8 protein-coding genes are annotated in these 12,177 nt (G+C 69.5%); 4 read left to right on the plus strand and 4 right to left on the minus strand.

Annotated features, from left to right (window positions below):
* Genes FND50_RS16470 through FND50_RS16485 form a run of 4 tightly spaced genes read left to right on the plus strand, consistent with a single transcriptional unit; the run spans position 1 to position 5,772 of the window.
* Positions 1 to 1,431, plus strand: a complete 1,431-nt coding sequence (locus FND50_RS16470; RefSeq protein ID WP_144286380.1) for an ABC transporter substrate-binding protein — start codon at positions 1 to 3, stop codon at positions 1,429 to 1,431.
* A complete protein-coding gene (locus tag FND50_RS16475; protein ID WP_144286381.1) occupies positions 1,428 to 2,288 on the plus strand; it encodes an ABC transporter permease in 861 nt (286 codons plus the stop codon). The genes FND50_RS16470 and FND50_RS16475 overlap by 4 nt, the downstream gene beginning before the upstream one ends.
* Positions 2,285 to 3,064, plus strand: a complete 780-nt coding sequence (locus FND50_RS16480) for an ABC transporter ATP-binding protein (RefSeq protein WP_144286382.1) — start codon at positions 2,285 to 2,287, stop codon at positions 3,062 to 3,064. Before FND50_RS16475 ends, FND50_RS16480 begins: the two co-directional genes overlap by 4 nt.
* Positions 3,064 to 5,772, plus strand: a complete 2,709-nt coding sequence (locus FND50_RS16485; RefSeq protein WP_144286383.1) for a fumarate reductase/succinate dehydrogenase flavoprotein subunit — start codon at positions 3,064 to 3,066, stop codon at positions 5,770 to 5,772. Before FND50_RS16480 ends, FND50_RS16485 begins: the two co-directional genes overlap by 1 nt.
* A gap of 43 nt (positions 5,773 to 5,815) precedes the next feature.
* Here FND50_RS16485 and FND50_RS16490 read toward each other — a convergent pair whose 3' ends face one another.
* The 4 genes from FND50_RS16490 to FND50_RS16505 form a co-directional block, all read right to left on the minus strand.
* Positions 5,816 to 7,924 (minus strand): 3-hydroxyacyl-CoA dehydrogenase NAD-binding domain-containing protein, encoded by a 2,109-nt coding sequence (locus tag FND50_RS16490; protein ID WP_144286384.1) that lies wholly within the window; start codon positions 7,922 to 7,924, stop codon positions 5,816 to 5,818.
* A complete protein-coding gene (locus FND50_RS16495) occupies positions 7,925 to 9,133 on the minus strand; it encodes a thiolase family protein (RefSeq protein WP_007296313.1) in 1,209 nt (402 codons plus the stop codon).
* 149 nt (positions 9,134 to 9,282) lie between these two features.
* Positions 9,283 to 10,572 carry a ribonuclease D gene (locus tag FND50_RS16500; protein WP_144286385.1) on the minus strand — a complete coding sequence of 430 codons (1,290 nt, stop codon included), beginning with the start codon at positions 10,570 to 10,572 and terminating at the stop codon, positions 9,283 to 9,285.
* Positions 10,573 to 10,621: 49 nt separating this feature from the next.
* Positions 10,622 to 12,016 carry a wax ester/triacylglycerol synthase family O-acyltransferase gene (locus FND50_RS16505; protein ID WP_144286386.1) on the minus strand — a complete coding sequence of 465 codons (1,395 nt, stop codon included), beginning with the start codon at positions 12,014 to 12,016 and terminating at the stop codon, positions 10,622 to 10,624.
* Between the last annotated feature and the right edge of the window lie 161 nt (positions 12,017 to 12,177).

Raw genomic sequence — 12,177 nt, forward strand, 5'->3', positions numbered from 1 at the left:
ATGAAGCGACGCTCTTCCGCCCTTGCGATCGCCGCCGCGGCACTGACACTCGTGGCGACGAGTTGCTCCCTCGAACCCTCGGCCGACAACGGTGATGCGGTCACACTCGTGATCGGGTACCAGTCCAAGACGATCAACACCGTCACCGCCGGAACGCTGCTGCGCGCACAGGGATACCTCGAACAGCGCCTGCAGGACGTGACGGAACAGACCGGAACGAAGTACTCCGTCGAGTGGCAGGACTACGACACCGGGGCGCCGATCACCGCCCAGATGGTGGCCGAGAAGATCGACATCGGATCGATGGGCGACTACCCCATGCTGATCAACGGCTCCCGCACCCAGGCGAACCCGCGCTCGAAGACGGAGATCGTCTCGGTCACCGGCTACAACCCCGAGGGCGCACTGAACATGGTGGTGGTGCCACCGAATTCACCGGCGACCACACTCGGCGACCTGGCCGGCAAGAAGGTGTCCGCGAGCGTCGGCTCCGCAGGCCACGGCACCCTCGTCCAGGCACTCGACCGCGCCGGAATCGACCCGGGTACCGGCGTCGAAGTGCTCAACCAGCAGCCGCAGGTCGGATCCTCTGCCCTGGAGTCCGGTCAGGTGGCGGCGCTGTCGCAGTTCGTCGCCTGGCCCGGGCTTCTCGTCTTCCAGGACAAGGCCAAGCTGCTGTACGACGGCGCCGAACTCCGAACCCCGACCCTGCACGGTGTGGTGGCCCGTGAGGCGTACGCGGACGAACACCCCGAGGTTCTCGACGCGTTCCTTCGGGCGCAGCTCGACGCCACGCGGTTCGTCCAGACGCAACCGCTCGAGGCGTCACGGATCGTGGCCGACGCGAGCGGCCTGCCGCAGGAGGTCGTGTACCTGTACAACGGCCCGGGCGGCACGTCGTTCGACACGACGCTCGAGCCTGACCTGATCGGTGCGCTGAAGAACGATGTGCCGTACCTGAAGTCGATCGGCGACTTCGCCGACCTCGACGTAGACGGCTTCGTGAACGACGCTCCGCTCCGGTCCGCGTTCGAGGCCGACGGGCAGGACTACGACGCCACGCTCGCGTCCACGGCCAACCCGACGTCGGTCACCGGCGCCGATCCCGTGTGCGCCACCGCCCCGAGCGATCCGGCACTGGCCGGGGAGGTCTGGTTCGACGGCGCCACCGAGACGCAGCCGGCCGCGAACCCGACGTGCCTGCTCCGGGCGGTGAAGCAGGCCCGGGCCGAGGGACGCGCCGTGCGCGCCGCCTACGTTCCCGACGCCGAACTGGGCACCCGGTGGTTCGCGGACAAATCGGTGTGGGTGCGCGACGGCGACAACTTCCTGCCCTTCACCACCGTCGCCGCGGCAGACCGCTACCTGCGCGCGCACCCCACGGCTGTCGTGGTCACGTACGACCGCGCGGTCGAGGAGGTGCGGCAGTGACCACCCTGCAACAGTCCACGGTCCTGGTCGACACCGAATCCGCTGTCGAAGAACACGATTCGGCATCGGCGCGCCGGCGAACCTCGCCGTGGCGGTCACGTCTCGTGCGGATCACGTCCGTGATCGCGGCAATCGTCGCGTGGCAGTTGCTGACCGCCAACGACGTGCGGGTGTGGTTGCGGTTCGACACGCTCCCCACCGTCACCGACATCGTGTCCGCGTTCGGAACCCAGCTGCAGAGCGACCTGTTCTACCTCGACCTCGGGCAGTCGCTGATCCGCATCCTCAGCGGATTTGGACTCGCGACCGTGGTCGGTGTGGCCACCGGAATCGCCCTCGGCAGATGGGAACTGTTCGCCGACGTCCTCGGTCCGCTGACGGAGCTCGCGCGGCCGATCCCCGCCATCGCGGTGGTGCCCGTCGCGATCCTGCTGTTCCCCAGCGCCGAGGCCGGCATCGTATTCATCACGTTCGTTGCCGCGTTCTTCCCGATCATGGTGAGCACCCGGCACGCCGTCCGGGCCCTCCCGACATTGTGGGAGGACTCGGTGCGCACGCTCGGCGGCGGACGCTGGGACGTGCTGTCCCGGGTGGTGCTGCCCGGAATCCTGCCCGGCGTGTTCGGTGGACTGTCTGTCGGGATCGGGGTGGCGTGGATCTGCGTGATCTCCGCCGAGATGATCTCCGGCAGGCTCGGTGTCGGCTACCGCACCTGGCAGGCGTACACGATCGTCGACTATCCCGGCGTCTTCGTCGGCATGATCACCATCGGCATCCTCGGATTCTCGACGTCCGGCGCAGTCGAACTGCTCGGCAGGCGCGTCACACGCTGGCTGCCACGAGGGGAGCGCGCATGACCGCCACCGCCGGAGCGTCCGTGACTGCCGGCATGTCGCTGGTCCTCGACGACGTCACCCTGTCCTACACCGGGAACCCCGTCATCCGTTCGCTGTCGCTGACCGTGGTCCCCGGCGAGATCCTCGTGCTCACCGGACCTTCGGGGTGCGGCAAGTCCACCGTGCTGCGCGCACTGGCCGGTCTGCTGCCGCCCGATTCGGGCCGCGTCGTCGCCGACGGCGCGGCGGTGGAGTCGACGTCCCGGGACCGGGCCGTCGTCTTCCAGGACAACGCGCTCCTCCCGTGGCGCACGGTGCGCTCGAACATCGAGCTGGCCCTCGCGCTCCGCGGCGAGCCCCGCAAGGGACGCCGTGAGACCGCCGATCGCTGGATCGCGGAGGTGGGTCTGACCGGGTTCGGCGACTTCCTGCCCAAGAACCTGTCCGGCGGCATGCGGCAACGAGTGCAGTTGGCGCGCGGCCTCGCCGGGGCTCCGCGGGCCGTGATGATGGACGAGCCGTTCGGTGCCCTCGACACGCCGACCCGCGGCGTCATGCAGCGACTGCTCGTCGACACGTGGAGTACTCACCCGACCACCGTGGTGTTCGTGACCCACGACGTGAACGAGGCGGTGCTGCTCGGTGATCGCGTCGCGGTGCTCGGCCGGGCCGGCGAGCCGCTGCGGGCGCTCGTCGACATCCCGCACCCCCGGGACCGCGACCACCTCGACCACCCCGACACCCGTGCCGCGCGCGCCGACGTGCTCGCCGCACTGAACCACACTTCGGAGACCTGATGGACATCCCCGACCTCACCGACACCGTCCGTCTCGATTGCGACGTGCTCGTGATCGGTGGCGGCACCGCCGGCACGATGGCGGCACTGACCGCCGCCGAGAACGGCGCGAACGTGCTCCTGCTCGAGAAGGCGCACGTGCGCCATTCCGGCGCGCTCGCAATGGGAATGGACGGCGTCAACAACGCCGTCATCCCCGGCAAGGCCGAACCCGAGGACTACGTCGCCGAGATCACCAGAGCCAACGACGGGATCGTCAACCAGCGCACCGTGTACCAGACGGCGACCCGCGGTTTCGCGATGGTGCAGCGCCTCGAGAAGTACGGCGTGAAGTTCGAGAAGGACGAGTACGGCGAATACGCGGTCCGCCGGGTGCACCGCTCCGGCTCGTACGTGCTGCCGATGCCCGAGGGCAAGGACGTGAAGAAGGCTCTCTACCGGGTGCTGCGGCAGCGGAAGATGCGGGAGAAGATCCGCATCGAGAACCGGCTGATGCCCGTCCGGGTGCTGACGGAGAACGGCCGCGCCGTCGGGGCCGCGGCGCTGAACACCCGCACCGGTGAGTTCGTCGCGGTCGGGGCGAAGGCGGTGATCCTCGCGACCGGTCCGTGTGGCCGGCTCGGGCTCCCGGCATCGGGGTACCTCTACGGCACGTACGAGAACCCGACCAACGCCGGTGACGGCTACTCGATGGCCTATCACGCGGGAGCCGAGCTGAGCGGCATCGAATGCTTCCAGATCAACCCACTGATCAAGGACTACAACGGCCCGGCGTGCGCGTACGTCGCGAACCCGTTCGGCGGCTACCAGGTGAACGCCGAGGGGGAGCGGTTCGTCGACTCCGACTACTGGTCGGGGCAGATGATGAGCGAGGTCAAGAGCGAGATCGAATCCGCTCGCGGGCCCATCTATCTCAAGGTCAGACACCTCCCGGAGGAAACCCTCGACACGCTCGAGTCGATCCTGCACACCACCGAACGCCCCACCCGCGGCACGTTCCACGCGAACCGCGGTCACGACTATCGCAGCCACGACATCGAGATGCACATCTCCGAGATCGGCTTGTGCAGCGGGCATTCCGCGTCCGGGGTGTGGGTGGACGAGCACGGCGCGACCACCGTCCCCGGCTTGTACGCGGCAGGCGACCTCGCCTGCGTCCCCCACAACTACATGATCGGCGCCTTCGTGTACGGCGACCTCGCCGGATCGCACGCCACCGGCACCCTGCCCGACGTCGAGGCGCCGGCCGCGCTGCCCGCGGAGCAGCTGGCCGCCGCGCACGAGCTGATCTACCGGCCGCTGCGCAACCCGGAGGGGCCGCCGCAGCCGCAGGTCGAGTACAAGCTGCGCCGCTTCGTCAACGACTACGTCTCGCCGCCGAAGACGGCGACGAAGCTGTCGATCGCCGTCGAGACGTTCGAACGGATGGCGGGGGAGATCGCCGGGATGGGCGCGACCACCCCGCACGAACTGATGCGCTGCGCGGAGGTCACGTTCATCCGGGACTGCGCGGAAATGGCGTCCCGCAGTTCCCTCACCAGGACCGAAAGTCGCTGGGGGCTCTACCACGAACGGGCGGATCTCCCGGAGCAGCGGGACGACGAATGGGGATACCACCTGAATCTGCGGCGCGGCGAGAACGGCGACATGGAATTCCTCAAACGCCCCGTCGAGCCGTACTTCGTGCCGGTGCCCGGTCTCGATTCCCTTCCGCCGGTGGACCGGACGGTCGTACCCGTCGCGCAGCCGCCGCTGGTCGGGGGGCGTGCCCCGGTGGAGGAGCGCTCGCGCATCGCGGCGCCGGTCCGGCAGGAGCCGTCGTCACCGGCCATCGTCGCGGTCCTCGGACTCGACGCGCCGGGCGTCGCCGAGCTTGCACCGTATCTGGGCGACGCCGACCCGCAGGTCCGCGTCACGGCACTCTCGGTGCTGACGGAAGGAACCCCGGACGGATTCGGGGCGGCCCTCGTCGACGCCCTCGGCGACGGTGCGGTGACGGTGCGCCGCGCTGCCGCCGACGGCCTGCGCGAACTCGTCGAGGTGCTGCCGTCCGCCGACGGACTGGCCGACCACCTGGGGTCGGGTGACGCCGTGGTCCGGGCCGCCGTGGTCGACGTTCTGCGCGCGTTGCACGCCGGTTCGGCGGAGCAGTTCCTGACGGCGCTGTCCGACGGCGATCACCACGTCCGGATCGAAGCGGTGCGGGCGCTGGTGTCGCTGGACCGGTGGGAGTCGGTGGCGGCGGGCGCGCACGACGAGAACCGGGAAGTGCGGATCACCGTCGCACACGGCCTGGCCACCATCGGGCTCGGCGGCGTCGACACCGTGCGCTCGCTGGCCGGCGACCGCGATCCGCTCGTGCGCGCCGCCGCGCTCACGGCGTTCGCGAGTCTGGGCTGCACCGGCGACGACGTGACCCTTGCGGCGGCGGCGCTGCGGGAGTCGGCCTGGCAGATCCGGCAGGGCGCCGCGCGGGCACTCGCCGGAGCGGATCCCGAAGTCGCGGTGGCCGCGCTGGCGGACGCCCTGACGGATGCGCACCTCGACGTGCGCAAGGCCGCCGTCCTCGCACTCGGCCGGTGGCCGGGCGACCGGGCCGCCGTCGGCGCGCTCACCACTGCGCTCGAGGACACGGACGCCGACGTGCGGGCGTACGCCCGCCAGGCGCTCGCCGCCGCCGATCACATACCCCGTCCCCTGAGCAGGTGAGTGGCGACGTGTGCCGGGGCACACGTCGCCACTCACCTCCGGGTCAGACGCTCGCGACGCCCGGCGCCAGGAACCGCTTGCCGTTGACGGCCTCGGACGTGCCGGTGCGGTCCAGGTACGGCGTGATGCCACCGTTCCAGAAACCGAACCCGCCGCCCAGGATCAGGCAGAGGTCGATGTCCTCGGCCGCGGCGACGACACCCTCGTCGAGCATGATCTGGATCTCTTCGGCGAACGCGCGACGCGTGCGATCCAGAACCTCTTCGGACGTGGACGCCTTGTCGCCCTGCTTCCACAGTTCGGCGACCTCGGGGTCGACGACCTGCTTGCCGTCGGCGCCGTAGCTCCACACCGCCGACTTCTTGGCCTCGACCAGCGCCTCGAGTCCGGGGGAGTTGTGGAAGCGCTCGGGGTACGCCTCGGCGAGGGTCTCACCGGTGTGCAGCGCGACCGCCGGCCCGACGAGGGCCAGCAGGGTGAACGGGGTCATCGGCATGCCGAGTTCGGCGATGGCGTTGTCGGCCACCTCGAACGGGGTCCCCTCGTCGACCGCGTTCATGACCTCACCGAGGGTGCGGATCAGGAGCCGGTTGAAGACGAACCCGGGCAGGTCGGCGGAACCGACGGCCGACTTCTTGATCGCCCTGGCGGTGGCGAATGCCGTTGCCAGCGTGGCGTCGTCGGTCTTCTCGCCCTTGATGACCTCGAGCAGGGGCAGCACGGCGACCGGGTTGAAGAAGTGGAAGCCGACCACCCGCTCGGGGTGCTTCAGGTCCGCGGCCATCTTGGTGATCGACAGCGAAGACGTGTTCGTCGCCAGGATGGTCTCGGGGGCGATGTGCTCCTCGAGTTCCGCGAAGATCTTCTTCTTCAGATCGAGGTTCTCGAACACGGCCTCGATCACGAAGTCGGTCTTCGCGAACGCGGCTTTGTCCAGCGAGCCGGACACGAGACCCTTGAGGCGGTTCGCTGCGTCCGGCGACAACCGGCCCTTGCCCTGGAGCTTGTCGATCTCGCCGTGGACGTAGCCGACACCCTTGTCGATGCGCTCCTGGTCGATGTCGGTGAGGATCACCGGCACCTTGAGCTGACGGACGAACAGCATCGCGAGCTGGCTGGCCATCAGACCGGCACCGACGATGCCGACACCGGTGACCTTGCGGGCGAGGGACTTGTCCGGTGCACCGGCGGGACGCTTGGCACGCTTGTTCACCAGGTCGAACGCGTACAGACCTGCGCGGAGCTCGTCGGCGAGCAGCAGGTCGGCGAGCGCCTCGTCCTCGGCGGCGAAGCCCTTGTCGAGCGACGTGGGATCGGTGAGATCGGTGGTCCGGGCCAGCTCGAGGAGTTCGACGGCCTTGACCGGTCCGGGGGCGTAGTTCTTGGTCTTGCCCTCGACGACGGCCTTCGCGCGGGCGATCGCGTCGTCCCAGCCCTTGCCCCGGTCGATCTCGGGACGCGCGGGGGTGATCTCGCCGGCCAGGACCTGCGCGGCCCAGGCGAACGACTGCTCGAGGAAGTCGGCCGAACCGAACACTGCGTCGACGACGCCGAGCTCGAGGGCCTTCTTCGGGTTGAGCGTCTTGTTCTGGTTCAGCGCGTTCTCGAGGACGACGGTGACGGCGTTCGAGGGGCCGATGAGGTTGGGCAGCAACTGCGTTCCGCCCCAGCCCGGCACCAGTCCGAGGAACGTCTCGGGCAGACCCAGGGCGCCCGCGCTCTCGGATACGGTGCGGTAGTGGCTGTGCAGCGCGACCTCGAGCCCGCCGCCGAGTGCGACGCCGTTGACGAACGCGAACGTCGGCACGGACGATTCGCGCAGCCGGCGGAACACCGTGTGCCCGAGCCGGCCGAGTTCGAGCGCCTGGTCACGGTTCGTGATGCTCGGAACACCCTTGAGGTCCGCGCCGGCGGCGAAGATGAAGGGCTTGCCGGTGATCGCGATCGCGACGGGATGGGCGGCGAACGCCTCGTCCAGTGCGGCGTCGAGGGCCTTCAGGCCGCCCGGGCCGAACGACGACGGCTTGGTGTGGTCGAAACCGTTGTCGAGGGTGATCAGCGCGACCGGGCCCTCGATGCCGGGTACGGCGACGATCTTGGTGTACGCGTTGGTCACGACCTCGTCGGCGAATGCCGTTGCAATGTCGGTCATCTACTTGGCTCCATCGAAGTTCGGGTTCTCCCAGATCACGGTTCCGCCCATGCCCAGACCGATGCACATGGTGGTCAGGCCGTAGCGGACGTCGGGGCGCTGGGCGAATTGGCGGGACAGCTGGGTCATCAGGCGGACACCGGAGGACGCGAGGGGGTGGCCGCACGCGATGGCGCCGCCCCACTGGTTGACTCGCGGATCGTCGTCGGCGATGCCGTAGTGCTCGAGGAACGCGAGGACCTGAACGGCGAAGGCCTCGTTGATCTCGAACAGACCGATGTCCTCGATCTTCAGGCCGGTACGGGCCAGCAACTTCTCGGTGGCCGGCACCGGGCCGATGCCCATGACGGCGGGGTCGACGCCCTGGAACGCGAATCCGACCATGCGCATGCCGATCGGCAGTCCGAGTTCGAGCGCGGTGTCCTCACCGGCGAGGAGGGCGGCGGTCGCGCCGTCGTTCAGACCGGCGGCGTTACCCGCGGTGATGCGGCCCGCGGGACGGAACGGCGTCTTCAGCTTGCCAAGGTCCTCGAGTGTGGTGCCCGGGCGCGGCGGCTCGTCCTCGGTGGCCAGACCCCAGCCCGCGGCGGAGCGGATGGCGACGGGCACGAGGGTGTCGGCGATGAAGCCGGCCTTGCGGGCGGCCTCGTACTTGTTCTGGCTCGCGACGGCGTACGCGTCGGTGCGGTCCTTGGTGATGGTCGGGAACCGGTCGTGCAGGTTCTCGGCCGTGTTGCCCATCACGAGCGCGCTGGGATCGACGAGGCGATCGGCGAGGAACCGGGGGTTCGGGTCTGCGCCCTCGCCCATCGGGTGGCGGCCCATGTGCTCGACGCCGCCGGCGATCACCACGTCGTACTGGCCGAAGCCGATGCCCGACGCGGTGGTGGTGACGGACGTCATGGCACCGGCGCACATGCGGTCGATGGCGAAACCGGGGACGGTCTCGGGAAGCCCGGCCAGGATCGCGGAGGTGCGGCCGATGGTGAGACCCTGATCGCCCGTCTGTGTGGTCGCGGCAATGGCGACCTCGTCGATGCGCGCGGGGTCGAGCTGCGGATTACGGCGAAGCAGCTCGCGGATGGTCTTGACGACGAGGTCGTCCGCGCGGGTCTCCGCGTAGATGCCCTTGGGGCCGGCCTTGCCGAACGGAGTGCGGATGCCGTCGACGAACACGACGTTGCGTTGAGTTGTGGTGGATGGAGCCACGCGAATTCCTCCTGATGGAGCAGTTTGGTTCCGGATCACGGCCAGGCGTCCGGCCTCCAGACCAGCGTACCCCTACCGTTACTCGCGGGTAACTTAATGGGTACCTCATCGGGAATTCACGCGCTCACCCCGCGTGTCGCTGCTGTCGGTCAGCCGCCGCCGGAGCCCCTCCGCTCGGCCGCGGAGAGCAGTGCGCTCGCCAGCGCGGGCACGGTCAGCCTCCGCTGCCAGGGGCGGGCCCCGCCCTCGCCGAGCACCCGGTCGATCGCCGCCTCGACTTCGCCGTCCTCAGGGTCCGTCCAGTCCCAGCACAACCTGCGGACGAGTTCCGGGGTCACCAGGTTCTCCACCGGCACCGACACCTCCGCGCCGAGGGCGGCCAGCGCGGCGCGGGCCGCCGTCAGCCGCTCGGCGGCCTCGGGGTCGTGCCGCGCCCACCGGCTCGCCGGCGGCGGTCCCGTGAACGGCGGGGTCTTCGGAGGAAGCTCGGTGTCCTGCAGTGCCCGGGCATCCTCGAGCGCCTGCAGCCAGATCCGGGAGTGCCGCCGCTGGCGGGGACCGCCGAACACCGGCAGCGCCCGGAGCGCTTCGATACCCCGGGGGTCCTTCGTCGCGGCGTCGATGATCGCCGAATCCGGCAGGACCCGGCTGGGGGAGACGTCGCGTTTGCGGGCGAGGTCCTCGCGGGCCTGCCACAGGGACCGTGCCGCGGCGAGTTGCCGCTGCGTCTTCAGCGACGTGATGTGCGATGTCCGCCGCCAGCGGTCGGCCTTGGGCTTCGGTGGCCCTGCGATCCGGATGTGCTCGAACTCCTGTGCTGCCCACTCGCTCTTGCCCTGCTCGTCGAGTTCCGCGGCCATCACGTTCCGCAACTCGACCAGAACCTCGACGTCGAGGGCTGCGTAGTTCAGCCAGGAATCGGGCAGCGGCCGCTTCGACCAGTCGGCGGCGCCGTGGCCCTTTCGGAGTTCGAGGCCCAGCGTCCGCTCGACGATCGCGGCGAGACCGACCCGTTCGAACCCGGCGAGGCGCCCCGCCAGTTCGGTGTCGAACAGTGTCGCCGGCGCCAGGCCGATCTCGGCGAGCCCCGGCAGATCCTGGTCGGCGGAGTGCAGGATCCACTCCAGCGGATTGATCACCTCCGCCAGCGGGGCGAGATCGGCGGCGGTGGGGATCGGGTCGAGGAGCACCGTCCCCGCACCCTCCCGGCGCAGCTGCACGAGATACGCCCGCGCCGAATAGCGGAAGCCGGACGCCCGCTCGGCGTCGACCGCCAGCGGCCCGGTGCCCTCGCTCAGTGCGGCCGCGGCCTTCGCGACACCCTCCGCCGTGGTCACGACGTCGGGCACGCCGTCCCGGGGTGCGAGCAGGGGAACGATCTGCCGGCCGGACTCTTCGGCGGGGCCGGGTGACGAGGCGTCGTCGGTGACTTCGGACATGACAGCTGACTCTACGTCGCTTCGGGATTCCCGCAGCGCACCGGCGGGTTCACGACCGTTTCCCCGCTGCTTCGACGAGCTCGTCCAACGCCGCGGGAAACGCGTCGACGAGGTCCCAGAGGTGGGGTGCCAGTTCCGGGCAGCTCATCAGGCCGACGTCGAGCTGACCGTTCAGCGACATCACCGTCACGTTGAGTCCCGCGCCGTGGAAGATCGGTCCCAGCGGATACATCGCCTTGATCAGGGCGCCCAGGAAGTACAGCGGGACCGACGGTCCGGGCACGTTGGAGATGACCAGGTTGTGGACCACCGGATGCCGCTCCGCCAGGCCGAGGGTCGAGTAGAGGCGCATGGCGGTGCCGAACACGGCCTGCCCGGCGAACTGGGACCAGTCCTGCAGCAGGCTCGCGCCGAGGGTCTCGTTGTGTTCCTTCGAGGTCGAGTTGTGCTCGCCGATCGCGAGCAGGCGTTCGGCCGGATCCTCGATCTGGGTGCCGAGCTCGGTGAACATGCCCGACACCTGGTTGGTGCCCGGCCGGTCCGACTTTCCGTGGACCGACACCGGGACGATGGCGACCAGCGACTTGTCGGGCAGCTCCCGGCGGTGCTGCAGGTACTTCCGCAGCGCGCCCGAGCACAGCGCGAGCACCACGTCGTTGACCTTGACGTCGAACGCGTCCTTGACCGTCTTGACCTTCTCGAGGTCGAGCTGGGTGAACGCGAGGTTGCGGTGACTGGTCAACGTGCCGTTCAGGGACGTGCGCGGCGCGGTGAACGGTGCGGGCATCGCCTCGCCGCGTCGGGCCCGGCCGATCCAGCGGGGTAGCAGAGTCAGGCTCTGCGGGACGATCCTCAGCAGTTTCGCGGGCCGGGACGCGACCGCGAGCAGCCCGCCGACGGCGATGTCGAGTATGCTCGCCTGCCCCGCGCTCTCGGCGGAGTCGTCGGGGTCTGGGCGTGGTGCGTCCGGTTCGAGTCCGCACAGCTGGGCCATCATGTTGGCGCCGGTGATGCCGTCGACCCCGGCGTGGTGCATCTTCGACATCACGGCGACGGAACCGTCCTCGAGGCCCTCGATCACCCACATCTCCCACAGCGGCCGGGCGCGGTCGAGGGGAATGCCTGCGATGTCGCCGCACAGCTCGGCCAGCTCGTCGCGGCCGCCGGGAGCGGGGAGTGCGACACGATGGCAGTGCCGGTCGATGTCGAAGTCGGTGTCCTCGACCCACACGGGGTGGTCGAGGTTGAATTTCGAGTCCTGCAGCTTGCGCCGGAACGAGGGAATCGCCTCGGTGCGCGCGCCGAGCTCCGCCTTGAGCTGGGCGAACGTGTAGCCGCCCGGAACCGTCGAGACGTCGAGGATGATGACTCCGCAGACGTGGAGGAGTTGCGTCGACGTTTCGAGATAGAGGAAGGACGCGTCGAGACCGCTGAGTCGCTGCATGATCCGATACTAGAACACGTTCTAGAATCTGGTCCATCGAATCGTGGAACTGCGAGGTCGGCGCCGTATCCCGCCCCGGGAGGCGGCGCGCCGCCTCGTTCTCGACCCGGCGCCCGCGGGCCGGGGTGGGCAACCGATCGATTAGAACATGTTCTACGGTT

The sequence above is a fragment of the Rhodococcus sp. WB9 genome, from assembly GCF_007558985.1.
Classification (GTDB): domain Bacteria; phylum Actinomycetota; class Actinomycetes; order Mycobacteriales; family Mycobacteriaceae; genus Rhodococcus_F; species Rhodococcus_F opacus.